Annotated in this window: 15 protein-coding genes; 4 read left to right on the forward strand and 11 right to left on the reverse strand. The window is 50.2% G+C overall.

What is annotated here, in order from left to right; genetic code table 11:
- Nucleotides 1-934: 934 nt before the first annotated feature.
- The 6 genes from tyrA to ffh all read right to left on the reverse strand — a co-directional run bounded on the left by tyrA (nt 935) and on the right by ffh (nt 5,668).
- The gene (gene tyrA / locus FM042_RS04135) at nt 935-2,056 is read right to left on the reverse strand and encodes a bifunctional chorismate mutase/prephenate dehydrogenase (RefSeq protein WP_143234613.1); all 1,122 of its coding nucleotides are present in this window, start codon (nt 2,054-2,056) and stop codon (nt 935-937) included.
- Nucleotides 2,057-2,223: 167 nt separating this feature from the next.
- The gene (gene rplS, locus FM042_RS04140; RefSeq protein ID WP_143234617.1) at nt 2,224-2,583 is read right to left on the reverse strand and encodes a 50S ribosomal protein L19; all 360 of its coding nucleotides are present in this window, start codon (nt 2,581-2,583) and stop codon (nt 2,224-2,226) included.
- Nucleotides 2,584-2,605: 22 nt separating this feature from the next.
- Complete coding sequence (gene trmD / locus FM042_RS04145) at nt 2,606-3,379, reverse strand: tRNA (guanosine(37)-N1)-methyltransferase TrmD (RefSeq protein WP_143234620.1); 774 nt, start codon at nt 3,377-3,379, stop codon at nt 2,606-2,608.
- Nucleotides 3,379-3,915, reverse strand: coding sequence for a ribosome maturation factor RimM (rimM, locus tag FM042_RS04150; RefSeq protein ID WP_143234624.1), 537 nt, complete (start codon nt 3,913-3,915; stop codon nt 3,379-3,381). Before rimM ends, trmD begins: the two co-directional genes overlap by 1 nt.
- Before the next feature lie 21 nt (nt 3,916-3,936).
- A complete protein-coding gene (gene rpsP, locus FM042_RS04155) occupies nt 3,937-4,185 on the reverse strand; it encodes a 30S ribosomal protein S16 (RefSeq protein WP_143234627.1) in 249 nt (82 codons plus the stop codon).
- 118 nt (nt 4,186-4,303) lie between these two features.
- Entirely contained in the window at nt 4,304-5,668 is a 1,365-nt protein-coding gene (gene ffh / locus FM042_RS04160; protein ID WP_143234630.1) for a signal recognition particle protein, read from the reverse strand.
- Between the two features lie 154 nt (nt 5,669-5,822).
- Here ffh and FM042_RS04165 point away from each other — a divergent pair, with 154 nt between their 5' ends.
- A complete protein-coding gene (locus tag FM042_RS04165) occupies nt 5,823-6,617 on the forward strand; it encodes a cytochrome C assembly family protein (RefSeq protein ID WP_143234632.1) in 795 nt (264 codons plus the stop codon).
- Nucleotides 6,618-6,842: 225 nt separating this feature from the next.
- Nucleotides 6,843-8,126, forward strand: coding sequence for an HlyC/CorC family transporter (locus FM042_RS04170; RefSeq protein WP_143234634.1), 1,284 nt, complete (start codon nt 6,843-6,845; stop codon nt 8,124-8,126).
- Nucleotides 8,127-8,849: 723 nt separating this feature from the next.
- Here the strand turns inward: FM042_RS04170 and FM042_RS04175 are convergent.
- Both FM042_RS04175 and gshA read right to left on the reverse strand, forming a co-directional pair.
- Nucleotides 8,850-9,527 carry a transglycosylase SLT domain-containing protein gene (locus FM042_RS04175; protein ID WP_221931495.1) on the reverse strand — a complete coding sequence of 226 codons (678 nt, stop codon included), beginning with the start codon at nt 9,525-9,527 and terminating at the stop codon, nt 8,850-8,852.
- A gap of 28 nt (nt 9,528-9,555) precedes the next feature.
- On the reverse strand, nt 9,556-11,178 hold the full coding sequence (gshA, locus tag FM042_RS04180; protein ID WP_232366356.1) for a glutamate--cysteine ligase: 1,623 nt from the start codon (nt 11,176-11,178) through the stop codon (nt 9,556-9,558).
- Between the two features lie 80 nt (nt 11,179-11,258).
- Between gshA and FM042_RS04185 the strand changes: the two genes are divergently transcribed.
- Entirely contained in the window at nt 11,259-13,904 is a 2,646-nt protein-coding gene (locus tag FM042_RS04185; protein ID WP_232366357.1) for a response regulator, read from the forward strand.
- A 15-nt stretch (nt 13,905-13,919) separates the two neighbouring features.
- The gene (locus FM042_RS11835; RefSeq protein ID WP_185960695.1) at nt 13,920-14,093 is read left to right on the forward strand and encodes a hypothetical protein; all 174 of its coding nucleotides are present in this window, start codon (nt 13,920-13,922) and stop codon (nt 14,091-14,093) included.
- A 20-nt stretch (nt 14,094-14,113) separates the two neighbouring features.
- Here the strand turns inward: FM042_RS11835 and FM042_RS04190 are convergent, their stop codons facing one another.
- From FM042_RS04190 to FM042_RS04200, 3 genes are read right to left on the reverse strand one after another with little or no spacing between them, the layout of a single operon-like run.
- Nucleotides 14,114-15,244, reverse strand: a complete 1,131-nt coding sequence (locus FM042_RS04190; protein WP_143234638.1) for a sodium ion-translocating decarboxylase subunit beta — start codon at nt 15,242-15,244, stop codon at nt 14,114-14,116.
- A 1-nt stretch (nt 15,245) separates the two neighbouring features.
- Nucleotides 15,246-17,054: a sodium-extruding oxaloacetate decarboxylase subunit alpha gene (gene oadA / locus FM042_RS04195; protein WP_143234640.1), complete on the reverse strand. Its 1,809-nt coding sequence runs from the start codon at nt 17,052-17,054 to the stop codon at nt 15,246-15,248.
- Nucleotides 17,055-17,057: 3 nt separating this feature from the next.
- A complete protein-coding gene (locus FM042_RS04200) occupies nt 17,058-17,312 on the reverse strand; it encodes an OadG family protein (protein WP_143234642.1) in 255 nt (84 codons plus the stop codon).
- Nucleotides 17,313-17,573 lie beyond the last annotated feature (261 nt).

The raw sequence follows: 17,573 nt of genomic DNA on the forward strand, positions 1-17,573 counted from the left end.
GGCTTGGGCGCGGCATCCATGCCGCGCACACCCCCACGTGACTTATCTCACCACCGTGCCAGACCCACTCCACTCGTGCCCAACGCACCGCGTTGGCGGCCCGCGGTGAGAAAGGCTCGGCGCTGGGAAAGCCCCGTGGGGGAAGCCGTATTTACATCCATGTAGGCTTGGGCGCGGCATCCATGCCGCGCACACCCCCACGTGACTTATCTCACCACCGTGCCAGACCCACTCCACTCGTACCCAACGCACCGCGTTGGCGGGGGGCGGTGGGAAAGGCTCGGCGCTGAGAAAGCCCCGTGTGGGACGCCGTATTTACATCCATGTAGGCTTGGGCGCGGCATCCATGCCGCGCACACCCCCACGTGACTTGTCCCAGCACCGAGCCAGATCTACCTCAATCGTACCCAACGCACTGCGTTGGTTCGAGACCGTTAAAGGCCCAGAGGCAGAATTAGCCCCACGCATTAGCCGCAGGCTCCGAGTATGTAACAAACTTCGCGACGTGGAGGCTTTCTGACAAGCCAGCCCCACCCAACTAGAAGCGCAGGCAGAAACTCCGAGAGCAAGGCATAATCAGTTCGATTGAGGGAGCATACCTTGATGGTATGTGACCGATTGAGAGCTGATTATAACGCAGCTATCGGAGCTTTCTGACAAGCTAGCTCCACCGAACCCGAAGCGCAGGCAGAAACTCCGAGAGCAAGGCATAATCAGTTCGATTGAGGGAGCATACCTTGATGGTATGTGACCGATTGAGAGCTGATTATAACGCAGCTATCGGAGCTTTCTGACAAGCTAGCTCCACCGAACCCGAAGCGCAGGCCGGCGCGCCAATAGCAAGGCACCGGCCGAATCGAGTGAGGGAGCGTACATAAAGTACGTGACCGAGTGAGTGAGGTCGGTAACGCAGCTAGTGGTGATGCCGGACAAGCTAGCTCCGAGAGTCGGAGGTGTGTTGTAGTAGATTAATACTCTCCCTCAAAAACCCCTCCGCATGGGGCCCAAACCATAGTGCTACCTTCTCAAACTCGCGAATAAAGCCCTCCCTTCCTTCGCTTTCGAGCAGTTGAATGATGTCGTCGAAGCGTTTCAGGTAGCGACGGACCATTTTCATCTTATCTTGATCGGAGAGAATAATATCCGCGTAGAGCTCGCCGCTTTGAGCAAACAAACGCCCCACCATCATGAGCTCTAAACGATAAATCGGTGAACTTAACCTTAGGAGCTGCTCGAGATCAGCGTTTTCTTTACTCAGGTGGTAGCCATACACGAAAGTGGATAAGTGACGCATCACTTGAATCATGGACATCGCTTGATCGTGTTGCTCGGCGCTAATTTCATGCAGTTGGGTGCCCCAGATAGCAAATTGATCCAGGAGCCACTGGGAGGCCTGAGCATCACGGCCCGGCGCAACCAAAATGGTTTGTTTTGCCAATGTGGGTACCGACGGGCCGAACATCGGGTGCAGGCCCAACACCGGGCCTGAGTGCTTGCTTAACATGGCATTAAGCGGTTCACGTTTCACTGAGGTGAGATCTGCAAGAATACAGTCATCAGGAAGATTAGGTAGCTGCTCGATAACGCCGACTGTTTTCGTCACTGGTACTGCAATTAACACAAGCGCCGCATCACGCACTGCGGCGTCGATTTCGTGCTGATTATCCAGATCAATGACGTGAACCCCATAACTGGACAACTCAAACCACCGCACAAACAATCCACCTAGCGCACCTCGGCCACCGATCACGACTACCGGTCGTTCACCACTGCCTACACGACGAAAGCCTTGATGCTTTTGCCGCTGATACGATTCACGCATGGTTCTGCGCAGCACATCTTCGATTAAATCGCCGGGAATTCCCACAGACTCCGCTTCGTCGCGGCGTGCTTGAATCAGCGCAGCTTCGCGCTCTGGCACATACAATGGCTGTCCAAGCTCGTTTTTCAACTGGCCAATGGCACGAGAGATATCCATGCGCTTGGCAAGGATACGTACAAGTTCCGAATCGGTGTCGTCAATGTCCTGACGTAAAGCATTTAAACGAGGGTCCATGGCATCCTTCTACAGCGCATCTGACATGAGAATCTCCATACTAGCCAACTCATCCATTGATGCCAATGATTTATGGGGGTACTTCACCTGGCGATTGCATAACAATGAAGCGAAAAAAAAGGGCCTCCCGATGGGAAGCCCTTTCTTGATCCAACAGGATCGGAAGCTTAGTTAAGCTTCTCTTTGATCCGCGCAGATTTACCGCTACGCTCACGGAGGTAGTACAGTTTCGCACGACGAACTGCACCACGACGCTTAACAGTCACGCTGTCGATTAGCGGGCTGTGCGTTTGGAACGTACGCTCAACACCTTCACCGTTCGAAATCTTACGAACAGTAAATGCGCTGTGCAGACCACGGTTACGCTTACGAATCACCACGCCTTCAAAGGCCTGGATACGCTCGCGCTCACCTTCTTTAACCTTTACATTGACGATAACGGTGTCACCAGGAGCGAAGCCTGGGACGTCTTGCTTGAGCTGCTCATCTTCGATTTGCTTTAAGATGTTTTTGTTCACTTTAGCCATGATAATCTCCGCCTAGAATATACTACCCGAGTTTCTTTTCCTGTTCGGCAATATATGCCTCAAGGAGTTTTAGTTGCTCGTCAGTCAGAGCTAGGTTATTTAATAATTCTGGTCGCCGTTGCCAGGTGCGCCCAAGCGCCTCTTGCAACCGCCACCGGCGTATTTCTTCGTGGTTACCACTCAGCAATACTGGTGGAACCTGTTTACCGTCGAGAATTTCTGGCCGCGTATAATGTGGACAATCCAATAATCCGTTCACAAAAGAATCTTCTGTAGCCGAATCTTGGTGCCCCAATACACCCGGGACTTCGCGCGCTAAAGTATCAATCAGAACCATGGCTGGGAGTTCGCCACCGGAGAGTACAAAATCTCCAATCGACCACTCCTCATCAATGTCTGCTTCAATCACGCGCTCATCAATGCCTTCGTAACGACCAGCAACTAACACAATACCGCGATATTGCGAGAGTTCCTGCACCCCTTGTTGATCCAACTTACGGCCTTGCGGCGATAAATAAATCACACGAGGCTCCACGCCAGCTCGCTCCCGAATGCCCGCTTTGGCATCCTGAATTGCAGCTCGCAGTGGTGCGACCATCATCAGCATTCCGGGGCCACCACCATAAGGGCGGTCATCCACGGTGCGATGCTTGTCGGTAGCGTAATCGCGAGGATTCCAAGGGGTTACACTGAGTAAACCATCTTGTACCGCTCGGCGCGTTACGCCGTATTCAGTAACCGCGGTGAACATCTCTGGAAATAACGAGACAACACCCACGTGTAGCTGTTCTGCCATTAGAAATCCGCTGGCCAGTCTACCGTAATCACCCCTGCTTCCTGATCTACTTTCACAATGTATTGTGACTGGATAAAAGGAATCAGGCGTTCGCGCTTACCGAATGCATCATTACGATTCGCATTCACCACCAACACATCATTCGCGACGGTTGGCAGTAAGTGATTCACGGTTCCCATGTCGTAGTTTTCAGTATTCACGACACGCAAACCAATTAAATCACGCCAATAAAATTCATCGTCAGTCAGTTCGGGCAATTCACTTGCCACTACAGCGATTTCCTTTCCGGTAAACTGCTGAGCAGCCTCACGGTCGTCAATCTCTGCGAACTTGGCAACAAGGCCGTTATTATGCCAGCGCCATTGGCTGACTTCGATCTTGTGCCAGTCTCCGTTGTGCCCGATGAGCCACGGAGTGTAATCAAAAATGCCTTCTTGATTCTCAGTGTATGCGTTAATCCGCAACCAGCCTTTGATTCCGTAAACTGCACCTATGGTGCCGAGTACTACATGATCATGCTGCTGAGAGTCTGTCATATGCGTTTGACCACCAGGTATTTACGCAGCTTTACGCGCGTCTTTAACCAACTTAGCAACACGATCAGATAAGTTCGCGCCTTGACCTAACCAGTGATCAACACGGCTAAGATCAATACGTACTTTCTCTTCCTGACCACGCGCTACCGGGTTAAAGAAACCGACATTTTCAATGAAACGACCATCACGGGCGTTCCGGCTGTCGGTAACTACCATTTGGTAGAATGGACGCTTTTTCGCGCCACCACGTTGTAAACGAATGGTTACCATTACCGTCCTCTATACTTTTTCAATGTTTTCAAAGGTTAAAGAATCCCGCCCGACACTAGATCAGGGGGCCGCATTATTCTACGGATTTCCCCCGCAAATGCAAGAAAGAATGCGCTTTTCAGCGTCCGGGAAACATTCCCGGCGGCATCTTGCCACCCATTTGCCGCATCATTTTGGCTAAACCACCGCCCTTCATCTTTTTCATCATCTTCTGCATTTGCGTGAATTGCTTCAGAAGTTTGTTTACATCTTGCACTTGAACACCCGAGCCACTGGCAATTCGGCGCTTGCGTGAGCCTTTAATAATATCGGGATATTCGCGCTCTTTTGGCGTCATCGAATTGATGATTGCTTCCATGCGAACAGTGGTTTTGTCATCCATCTGACCTTGCAGCTTGCCGGCCATTTGCCCCATCCCAGGCAGCTTATCCATCAACCCCATCATGCCGCCCATGCTACGCATTTGTTGGAGTTGGTCGCGGAAATCTTCAAGGCTGAACTTCCCGCTTTTCATCACCTTTTTGGCGACTTTTTCTGCTTTATCTCGGTCTACTTTGGCTTCGACTTCTTCAATCAGTGACAATACATCGCCCATACCCAAGATGCGCGAGGCAATACGATCAGGATGGAATGGTTCAAGAGCGTCATTCTTTTCGCCAACACCTAAAAACTTAATTGGCTTCCCGGTAATATGGCGAATCGACAGGGCTGCACCACCGCGAGAGTCGCCATCCACTTTGGTTAAGATAATTCCCGTTAACGGTAAGGCTTCACCGAAGGCCTTCGCAGTATTCGCCGCATCCTGACCGGTCATGGCGTCGACCACAAACAGGGTTTCAATTGGATTTATGGCCGCATGGAGCGCTTTGATTTCGTCCATCATGGCTTCGTCGATGGCTAAGCGACCGGCGGTATCCACGAGCACGACATCGATAAACTTCTTCTTCGCATAAGCAATAGCCGCATTAGCGATATCCACAGGTTTCTGCTCAACCGTGGACGGGAAGAACTCTACATCAACATCTGTTGCGAGACGCTCAAGCTGCGCAATTGCCGCTGGGCGATACACATCGGCACTCACAACGAGAACTTTCTTCTTTTGTTTCTCTTTTAAAAACCGCGCTAACTTGCCCACTGAGGTGGTTTTACCGGCCCCCTGCAGACCCGCCATCATCATTACTGCCGGCGGTTGCGTAGCTAAATCGAGAGGCGCATTGCCCTCTCCCATGGCCGCTTCCAGTTCCGTTTGCACAATTTTGACGAACACTTGGCCTGGGTTCAGGTTTTTATTTACTTCCGTGCCAAGGGCCCGTTCTTTTACCTTGGCTATAAATTCTTTTACAACCGGCAGCGCAACATCCGCCTCAAGCAGCGCCATACGCACTTCACGCAAGGTATCTTTGATATTGTCTTCGGTAAGACGACCACGCCCACTGATATTTTTCAGTGATTGCGTTAATCGTTCGCTCAGGTTTTCAAACATGCGATCTTCCTGTCAGCAGAGTTTCAGGTATTATAACGGAATAAGGTTGGGTTTGGCGATGCAGACGCCTATGATAGAACAGCAATGAGGGTGACCTGCACAAAAATCAAGGCCACTGAGCATTCATTACATGTGACACAAGGAATCAGGACCCGTGATCTTCACCACACTTACTGTGATTAGTATTGTCGCCTACCTCTCTGGCGCGGTGATTCTTAGCCAGCGTATGGCTGGTCCCAATCGAATGCTGCGCCGCTCGCTCGCCCTGAGCGTGGTCGCACTGTTCACCCACTTTGCCGTACTGGCATTGCAGTTTACTGAAAACGGCTTGGTGTATCTCAACCTGTTTACCACCTTGGCCATGATTACTTGGCTACTGAGCTTATTTAACACGTTGCGAGGCGATCATCCGGCAAGTTTGTTGTTACGACCGGCGATTTTTTCGCTTGCTGCCGTGAGTTTGATCGCCATGGCATTGGTGCCCGCGTATGTGGGTCGCCCCGTGGATATGACACCCATATTTGCGCTGCACATTAGTTTGGCGCTACTCGCATCTGCGTTGCTCACCTTAGCCACTTTCTATGGGGTTCAATTACTCTATGTGAATCGCTTGCTGAAAACTCGCAGCGCTAAAGCATTGTCTGAACGCTTGCCGCCTTTGATGTCTATTGAGCGCTATTTTTTCCGCCTGCTAACTGCTGGTACCATCTTACTGACCCTCGCCATTGTGGTTGGGTTTATCTACTTAGATAACTGGTTCGCCACTGGGCAACTCCATAAAACAATCTTGTCGCTACTTGCCTGGGTTAGCTTCGGCTCGATAGTGGTTATTCACTACTGGCGTGGTTTACGTGGTCGTCTTGCGGTGTATTACACTATCGGAGCAAGCACGCTGCTGATTCTGGGATATTTTGGCAGCCGTTTTGTTCGCGATATTTTACTAGGGTAAACAATACACAGGGCAGCGCGTTAACATAGGGTTTCGGCCTGCGTTTTCAGCTTAGCTAAACACGTAGCCAACGCACCGCGTTAGCTGCGAGCCCAACTGAACCAGAAGTGCCCATTCCACAACCACATCAACGCGCCAGAAAACGCGTTGGAAACAATTTTATCCTTGACTTCACAGGGCGCGCCCCTACATTAGGAGTCTTAGGCCACAACATAGGGTTATCTTTTGGACGACATAGCGACGAGTACGTTATTTATCGTACTTATCATCCTGATACTTATATCAGGTTACTTTTCCGGCTCCGAAACCGGCATGATGTCGGTAAATCGGTACAAACTTCGCCACCTTGCCCAAAGCGGTAACAAATCAGCGAAGCGCGTAGCGCAAATGCTTGAGCGTCCAGATCGCCTGATTGGTCTTATCCTAATCGGAAACAATCTTGTTAATATCGCAGCCTCAGCCATTGCCACCATCATTGGTCTACGCTTGTACGGTGATTACGGGATTGCTGTCGCCACGCTCGTCCTAACCTTAGTCATCCTCATATTTGCGGAAGTCACGCCAAAAACGATTGCCGCACTTCACCCCGAGCGCGTCGCATTCCCAAGTTCAGTGGTACTCAATCCACTGATGAAAATATTCTATCCCTTAGTGGCGACCGTGAACTTTATCACCAACAACATGATGAAGTTGATGGGCATCAACCCCAATGCGGCAAAAAAAGATACCCTCACCGCGGAAGAGTTACGCACTGTAGTGCATGAAGCGGGCTCGTTAATTCCATCCCGTCACCAAGAAATGCTGCTGAGTATTTTAGATCTAGAGAAGGTGTCGGTAGACGACATTATGATTCCCCGCAATGAAATTGCAGCCATTGACATTAACGACGATTTACCACTTATTATTAAGCACTTAAGCAATATGCAACACACCTTGGTATTGCTCTATCGTGGCGAAATCGACGATGCCATTGGCTTTTTGCATGCCCGGGATATGCTGCGCTTACTCACCCGCCATCATGCCGAGCCTGACAAAGCTTCATTAGTACGCGCCGCGCGGGATATTTACTTTATTCCAGAAGGCACGGCACTCAGTGTTCAGCTGATTAAGTTTCAGCATAATAAAGAGCGCATTGGCTTAGTCGTCGACGAATACGGCGACATTCAGGGCTTGGTTACGCTTGAAGATTTGCTCGAGGAAATCGTGGGCGACTTCACCACCACGATCGGCGGTCAACCCCACGAACATGTCACCCGCCAAGCGGATGGTAGCTTCCTCGTAGAAGGCACCGTGAACTTACGGGATTTGAATAAAGAACTGAAAATCAGCTTACCTATTGACGGCCCAAAAACGTTGAATGGCCTGATTATCGAAGAGTTTGGTGATATCCCCGGAAATCCGATGTGTATCAAAATCAAAGGATACGGAATCGAAATCCTCGAAGTCACCGATAACCGCGTAGAGAAAGTTCGCATCCAGCCCAAAGCCAAACGCAAACGCAAGAAATAGGCGCTTTGGTGTTCTGCGAGAAAGCTTTAGCTTCTGAGGGACGCCGTGAACCCTTCCTTGGGGGCTTGGGCGCGGCATCCATGCCACGCACACCCTCTGAAGCTAAAGCTTTCTCCCAGATTCAAATCGCCGCGGAAAAGTAACAAATCGGCCTCGGCATCCATGCCTCGGACGCCCTAACAAAGACCAGCTACCACCCAACTGGAAGCGCAGGCAGAAACTTCGAGAGCAAGGCATAATCAGGCCGATTGAGGGAGCATACCTTGATGGTATGTAACCGATTGAGGGCTGATTATAACGCAGCTATCGGAGCTTTCTGACAAGCCAGAGCCAGAAGCGCAGGCAGAAACCTCTAGGGCAAGGCATAATTGAAGCGATTGAGGGCGCGTACCTAAATGGTACGTAACCGATTGAGCTTTAATTATAACGCAGCCATAGAGGCTTTCTGACAAGCCAGAACCCCGAAGCGCAGGCAGAAACCTCTAGGGCAAGGCATAATTGAAGCGATTGAGGGCGCGTACCTAAATGGTACGTAACCGATTGAGCTTTAATTATAACGCAGCCATAGAGGCTTTCTGACAAGCCAGAGCTAGAAGCGCAGGCCGGCGCGCCAATAGCAAGGCACCGGCCGAATCGAGCGAGGGAGCGTACATAAAGTACGTGACCGAGTGAGTGAGGTCGGTAACGCAGCTAGTGGTGATGCCGGACAAGCCAGAGCCAGAGCTAGAACAGAAGGCGGCGGAGCCATCCTCGGTTAAGCTTACTTCTACACTCATTCAACTGCTGCGCATACCGATTCGACCGTGAGTCAACTCGGCGGGCGACTTCGAGTAGCCAACCTTTCTGGTTATGGGTACGGCGTTGATAGCCACCCCAACCTTCGTGATAATTCAGATATTGAGCATAGGCATCGTATTTCGACACGCCATTGATACGATGCGTTTTATCAACGTACCAGCCGATAAAGTCGATAGCGTCGCCAAATTTGTCGCGGCGAGCACGGCGATTTCCAGTTTCCTTGATGTAATCATCCCAGGTCATGGTTTTGGCTTGCGCGTAACCGTAGGCATCACTCATGCGACCCCAGGGGATAAAGCCGAGTATATAGCGGCGCGGTGGTTGCGCACGGGCACGGAATGAACTTTCTTGATACATGATCGCCATGGGCACGTGAATGGGAACGCCCCATTCTTTTTCCATAGACTTCGCGGCACGCCACCAGGAGCGATGCTCTTCAAATATCTCGCAAATGTTTTCCGGCTCCCGGGGCGGCGATGTGGCACAGCCGGCGGTAAGCATCGCCGTGAGAACCAAAATTCCTAAACGTAGAAAAACTTTTTTTCGCGATGAATGAAACTTTTTTTCCAATGTTGGCTCTGATTGAGTACATGCAAGATTCATTTCATGTTATCCCCTGGTAAGAATCACTTTACGCGCCTTTTAGGCGCGTTTTTTTTATTAGCGCACGGTTGAAATATCCCGCGAGAAAATCTTCGTAACTACCCTTGTCTGCCGCTTCAATATCCGCTTGCTCGTGACGCGATTGCTCTGCCATAGCTGCGAATATTTCCGCACTGTAGTGCTCGAATGGCGTTTCTAGCAACTCTTGCTTGTATTGATTGGCGAGGCCTAAACCTAATTGCTGGAACGCCTTTACCGCACCCTGATAATCCTTGAGCACCCGAGCTGATAAGGTCTGCTCTGGATCATCAATCGTGGGTGCAAAGGCTTCTAGCACACGTTGATAATCCCCTTCGTTCTGGGTATTAACCGAATCTTTCGGGTTTTGGTCAAGTAAGTTTGCGATTTCTTTGAGTTCGCCGAAGAGAAATTGCAGACGTTCACGCACACTAGACTCGCCGGACTCATCTACCAAGGTGAGTCCAGGCTCTCGTCCACGCAATACGATCCGGTTTACATTCTGTTCTGTAATACGCTGTTGCTCATAGGGCAAGGGTGGGCTTTCGCTCAATAAGCAGTAGAGCAAGAAAAGATCGAGAAAGCGCATTTGGTCTGCGGTAATTCCAACTGACGAATAAGGATTTACATCCACTGCACGCACTTCTATATACTGCACCCCACCCCGTTCGAGCGCCTGCGTAGGTGTTTCCCCCGACTCTGCGACGCGTTTAGGGCGTATGGGTGAATAGAATTCGTTTTCAATTTGCAGGATATTATCGTTCAGTTGTAGCCAGTGATCGCCTTCGCGAATTCCAATCCCAGCAAACTGCTCGGAACGCGTAAACACGGCATTTCGCAACCCTTCAATATAAGCTTCAAGGGAGTTATAGGTGATCTTCAGTGCTGCTTGTTCTTTGTTGGTGTAACCAAGGTCACTCATACGCAACGACGTTGCGTATGGCACATACACCATTCCCCCGCCCAACTCTCTAAAATCCAGATCGGCATTGCTGTGTTGCAAAAATGATTTGCACAGCACCGGCGAGGCACCAAATAAATACGGGATCACCCACGCCCACCGTTTGAAATTTCGCAGCAGACCAAAATAGGCTTGCGAACGAAACGCTATATTATTGACTGTGTCATTACGCTGAGCGAGCAGATCCCACAACGCATCACTGACCGACCAATTAAAGTGCACGCCGGAGATGGTTTGCATCACGGCCCCATACCGATGGGTCAAACCTTGCCGATAGGTGGTTTTCATCCGGCCGATATGTGAGGAGCCATAATTTGCCAGTTCAATATCAGTCACATCATTGAGGTAGCACGGCATACTTAACGGCCAGAGCAGCTCGTTACCGAGGGCTTGATAAGTCGCCCGGTGAATGTCGCGCAATTGCGCCAAGGTGGTCTCAATATCGGTTTCTACCGGTGTGATAAATTCAAGCAGCGCTTCGGCATAGTCGGTGGTAATCAGGGGATGGGTTAATTTAGAGCCCAGCGCCTGTGGATGAGGCGTTGTAGCAAGGCGCCCTTCCGCCGTAATGCGCAAACACTCTCGCTCGATGCCGCGATTCATTGTACGTAAAGCGTGGCGCCCCTCGGCGTTACGGAGCTGCTCTAAAGATGCGGATAGCAGAATTGACAAGGCTACATCCCGATAATTGTCTGTTATGATGTGGCTAGTGTGCCACATTCGGTTGAAAAAAGCAGCGTAAGGGAAGCACTTTGAACGAACGAATTCATCAGTTAAATCAGTGTATTCATCGCTATTTTGGCGGATTGCTCGTTACCGCTGTGGTTTTGCTCTTGTGGCTGCCAGCGCCTTGGCATTTGATCCCCACGATTGCGGTACTTTTGCTGGCGATATTTCACTGGCGCTTTCATCACAAAAATCGAACAGAAAACAGTAAACCACATTTGGATTCAACCACATCTTCCGAAACCGATCTCGGCTTTTCCGAAGTAAATACACAATTGCTTCAGCATGTATTTAATGACCTTCCTATTCGCGTATATTGGCGAGATCGGGACATGCGTTTTATTGGCGCGAATCCTGGCTTCCTCAAAGACTTTAACATCGACGATATCCGCGGTTTACGGGATGAAGATATCCCCGAGCTAAACGCGAATTCAGGGTTACGTGCCCGAGACTTACAAACCTTCTCTCTGCGCAGTGCTGCGTGTAACCAAGAAATGCAATTAAACTTAAGCCTTGCCGAAGCGCAAACCCGCTGGGTAGAACACTCCAGTGTGCCCCTCTACGATGAGCAAGGACAGATTGTCGGTGTTTTGGGCAGCTATTATGATATTTCCAGTATTAAACGTGCTTCTGAAGAAATGTCTCAAGCGCGAGAAAGTGCGGAAAAAGCACGAGCCGATGCGGAAGCGGCCAACTTAGCAAAAAGTGACTTTCTCGCCAATATGAGTCATGAAATTCGCACCCCCATCAATGCCATTGTTGGCATGGCAAACCTTGCCATGAAAACCGAGCTTAGCGACAAGCAGCAACGCTATATCAAGGTCATCGATTCATCGTCGCAAGCCTTGCTTGGTGTCATCAACGACATTCTCGACTTCTCCAAAATTGAAGCCAACAAACTCACTATAGAGCGTATTCCTTTTGACCTTGATGAAGTGCTCGGCACTCTCGCAGACATGTTTGCTTATAAAGCCTACGACAAAGGGCTCGAGTTTATAATCAACCTGCCGGCGAATATTCCAACACTCTTAGTGGGCGATCCACTGCGCTTACAGCAGGTACTCATCAATTTGGTAAGCAACGCCATCAAGTTTACCGACGACGGCGAAATCAACGTGTCCTGTACTCTCTTGGATCAAAGCGACGAGAAAGTCTGGTTGCGTATTGAAGTGAAAGACACAGGAATGGGCATGACCCCTGAACAATCAGCTCAGCTGTTTCAAGCATTTACGCAAGCAGACTCATCCACCACACGTAAATTTGGTGGGACCGGCTTAGGACTTACGATTTCCAAGCGTTTGGTTACCCTTATGCAAGGGGATATCGGGGTCAGCAGTAGCCCTGGTCAAGGTTCGAACTTCTTTATTGAATTGGTATTGCCGATACAAGAAAGCCAAGACTGCTCGCACCATCAATTGTTGATGCAACGCTTAAGTGGCGTCCGTGTTCTGGCGGTAGACGACAACACCAGTACCCGGGAAATGCTCAAAGAAACCTTGCGTTCCTATCATATGGACGCCCATACCTGTCACAGCGCGGAACAAGCATTACGCAAACTGCAAGAAGGTATCGCAACAGAGCAGCCCTTCCAGCTTGTTCTGGTGGATTGGCGGCTACCCGGCATGGACGGCCTTGCATTAGTTGAACAAGTCAAAGAGAAGCTTCCTAAAGCGTTCCAACCCAGAATGATTCTGGCCACGGGCTATTACGCCGAAGAACTGGCCGAAAAGGCACGCATCGTGGGTACCGACGACTTCATTACAAAGCCTTACACTACAGCAACACTGGCCCGAGTGATGACCTCTGCATTGTTTGGCGCGCGTGTCGCTGCAGAGTCTGAAAATAAGTCCAGTCTGATCCCGAAGAACCTGCAAGGTGCGCCACTGCTTGTGGTAGAAGACAATGAAATTAACCAGCACGTGGCCAAAGAAATGCTAACAGGGCACGGCTTCCGCGTTGATATCGCCGAAAATGGCGAGGTAGCCGTGCAGAAGGTTCGAGAGAAGTCTTACGCGCTGATACTGATGGATATTCAGATGCCAGTATTGGACGGCTACCGCGCCGCCGAAGCTATCCGGCAATTTTACAGTTACCAACAGTTACCTATTGTGGCAATGACTGCGAATGCCATGAGTGGCGATGCAGAACGTTCTTTAGCCGCTGGTATGCAAGGGCATATCCCCAAACCCATTGATGAGCAACTACTGCTCGCACAAATCAGTAAATGGGCTATTGCGGGGCCCTACTCGAACGCCGGCCCCGCCTCTGAGCCAGAGATCGCGCCTTTAACAACGCCGCAAGCGCGGCGTTACCCGCAAATCAAAGGCATGGACTTAGAGCAAGCGTTGCAGCGACTGAATCATAATGTCACTCTGTATGTCCGCTTACTGGAGCAATTGGTGAGCAGCTACCGTGGCAGCGCGATTAAAGTTTCTAAGTTTATTAGTCGTGGACAACATGATGAAGCTCGACGCTATTTCCACTCACTCAAAGGTGCTGCCGCCAATTTAGGGTTAACAGCGCTGACCAAAAAAGCAGGTACACTTGAGAATGCGGTAGTAGAACGGGATGTGGGCCTAGTGGCTGATGAGATCACAGGCCTAGAATCGTTACTCGATTCTGTCGAACAAGCCATTCAAGACTTACACAGTACCGAAGACCAAGAAAGTTAAGAGGATATCGCGACCATGATTCGATTTTTGTTCCTGATCCCACTCGTACTCATTTTGCTATGGACACTATGGTTGCAAATCAATGGCTACCGCGTACGTGACGGTATTCAGGGGTATAAGTATATTTTGATTGTGAGCGGCGTGATTGCCGCATTTTATGCCATGATGTGGTGGCTCACTAACCTGTGAATCACCACACCATGGTTTGTTTATCCAGCAAGAGCCAAGAGAATCCCTGCCGCAACAGCCGAACCGAGAACGCCTGCCACATTCGGCCCCATAGCGTGCATCAGAAGGAAGTTATGCTGATCCGCACGCAACCCTTCTTTGTTGACTACGCGTGCCGCCATCGGCACCGCAGACACGCCTGCGGCACCAATCAATGGATTGATTGGCTGTTTACTAAATACATTCAGTAATTTGGCCATAAGAATACCTGCGGCAGTACCAAACACAAACGCCATAGCCCCGAGCACCAAAATACCTAAGGTTTCAATGGTGAGAAATGAACTCGCCGTTAATTGTGCCCCAACCGCAAGACCAAGAAAGATAGTCACTAAATTAATTAACTCATTTTGTGCTGACTTACTCAGACGTTCTACCACACCAGATTCACGCATGAGGTTACCCAAGCACAACATTCCGACTAGGGGTGCGGCTGTCGGTAACAACAATACGGTTAACAGCAACACCAACAATGGAAATAAGATCTTCGCCCGCTTTGATACGGGCTTGAGTTGCTCCATTTTAATTGCCCGCTCTTTCTTGCTAGTCAGCAGGCGCATGATCGGCGGCTGCAACACAGGCACTAACGCCATATACGAATAGGCTGCCACGGCAATGGCACCCAATAGCTCTGGCGCTAACTGTGAACTAAGATAAATCGCGGTAGGGCCATCAGCGCCACCAATAATGGCAATTGCCGCCGCTTGCTGGATAGTAAACTCCACTCCCGGCACCCAATTAAGAGCAATGGCCCCTATCAAGGTCGCAAAGATGCCAAATTGGGCTGCGGCCCCAAGTAACAACATACGTGGGTTTGCTAGTAAGGCACTAAAGTCGGTCATGGCCCCCACCCCTAAGAATATCAGGAGTGGGAAAATACCGGTGGCAATACCCACTTCATAGAATGCATAGAGCACACCACCAGCTTCATTCATGCCCGCCAATGGAATATTGGTCAGTACTGCACCAAAACCGATCGGTAGCAGCAACAGTGGCTCAAATTTATGCACGATGGCAAGGTACACGAGTACCAAACCCACGACGATCATCAGCAAGGCGCCAAGGCTCATTGCCGAAAGCCCCGTGCTCTGCCACAAGGTTAGCCATGTTTCCATACTACTTGGCTCCCTCGAGAGTTAAGAGAACATCGCCTGAAATCACACTATCGCCTTCACGTGCAGTCAATTCAGCAACAACACCGTCTTTGTCTGTACGCACTTCCGTTTCCATCTTCATGGCCTCAAGAATGACCACCACATCGCCCGACTTAACGTGATCTCCAGGTTTCACTTGGTATTTCCATAAATTTCCAGATAAAGGCGCGTTCACGGGGCGGGTGTCTCCCGAGCTTGGCTTACTTGGTGTACTCGGCTTAGATGCTTCTTTTGCGCCTTCTTGTTTCTCTGCGGTTTGTGATGCTCGCAAGCTACCATCCGGGCCGACTTCTACCGAGAAGCATTCACCAGAAATACATACATCGTAGCGCTCGATACTGTTGTCACCGGTTTCCGCCTTAGGTACTGGACGATCCGTTTCCATGCTTGGGGCAGGCTCAAATGCATCTGGGTTACCGCGGTTTTTCAAAAATTTCAGGCCAATTTGCGGAAACAGCGCATAGGTCAGTACATCATCTACTTTGGCATCCGCCAAGGTAATGGATTCGTCTTTGGCAATACCGGTCAACTCATCGGTTAATTTGTCGAGTTCGTTCTCCAACAAGTCTGCGGGCCGACAAGTAATAGGCTCAGCGTCACCGAGCACAGTTTTCTGGAGTTCTTTATTCACTGGTGCCGCAGTGGCGCCATACTCACCTTTCAATACACCTGCAGTTTCTTTCGAGACGGATTTATAGCGCTCTCCCGTGAGCACATTCAATACGGCTTGGGTACCGACAATTTGTGAGGTGGGCGTGACCAGTGGAATAAACCCTAAATCTTCTCGTACTCGAGGAATTTCCTCCAGTACTTGGTCAAATTTATCCAGCGCTTTTTGCTCGCGCAGCTGGTTTTCCATATTAGTGAGCATACCGCCTGGCACTTGCGCCACCAAGATGCGCGCGTCAATACCTTTAAGTGATCCTTCAAAGCGCGCATATTTGCGCCGTATTCCTCGGAAGTACGCCGCTATTTCATCTAAATCGGTCAGAGCGATGCCGGTGTCTCGTTCAGTGCCCTCAACCATCGCCACGACGGTTTCGGTGGCAGTGTGACCGTAGGTCATACTCATGGAAGATATCGCCGTATCGAGCATATCAATGCCCGCATCAATGGCTTTTTGATAGGTGGCGGTACTCAGCCCCGTGGTCGCATGACATTGCATCGCGACAGGTACCTTAAGATTCTTCTTTAAGGCACCAATTAATTCTTCAGCATCGTAAGGGCGCAGTAATCCGGCCATATCTTTAATACAAATAGAGTGACAGCCCATGGATTCCATCTCCAAGGCCATATCTACCCACTTTTCCAACGTATGCACTGGGCTCACCGTGTAAGATAACGTGCCTTGCGCATGTCCATCATTGGCAATGGTGGCTTCAATAGCGGTCTTTAAGTTACGCACATCATTCATGGCATCGAAAATTCGGAATACGTCCACGCCGTTTTCGCGCGCCCGCTCTACGAAGCGTTTCACCACATCATCAGCGTAATGGCGATAACCCAAAAGGTTCTGCCCCCGGAGCAACATTTGCTGACGGGTATTAGGCATTGCTTTTTTCAGTTCACGTAAGCGCTCCCAGGGATCTTCGCCCAAATAGCGAATACAGGCATCAAACGTTGCCCCACCCCAAGTTTCCATCGACCAGTATCCGGCCTTATCGAGCTTTTCTGCCATCGGAAGCATGTCGTCGAGTCGTAAACGCGTTGCCAGCAACGACTGGTGCGCATCGCGCAGCACCAATTCTGTCAACAATAACGGCTTGGCCATAACTTAGTCCTCTGATTGGTCTGCACGTCCTCGTGCATGGCGATATTTTTGAACCGCAACGGTAACGGCGGCAAGCTTACTTGCCTGAGAGTTTGCGTGATCTTCAGGTGGTGGATTTGATGGCGCTGTCATCTTCATCGGCTCAGGGCATAGTCGCGTCAGCAACATCACAGCCCCAGTCAGCACACAAAGAAATAGAAAGACAACACCCATGCCCGCGAGCATGAGTTCGAGTGCCTGCATAAACAAATCTGCCATTGCAAATCCCTGCGCATTTCACAGCTAGCGTGTGAATGATGAATTGTTAGTTAATTGTAGAGTTCTGCGCATCGAAAAGGAAGTGTTTCCCTATGCAGCAAAGAAATAGAGGGTATTTACCAAGGTGTTATCACTTCGAGCGTTCTTGCACGAAAGTAAGTAAAGGGGCGTTGAAACTCGTGTCGGTAGCGTAACTGGGGTTCGAAAATAAGGAACAAAAAAGACGGGGCATGGCGTGAATTAACAAGTGTGTAAAAAATG

Origin of the sequence: Aliidiomarina halalkaliphila (genome assembly GCF_007096385.1) — a bacterium.
GTDB lineage: Bacteria > Pseudomonadota > Gammaproteobacteria > Enterobacterales > Alteromonadaceae > Aliidiomarina > Aliidiomarina halalkaliphila.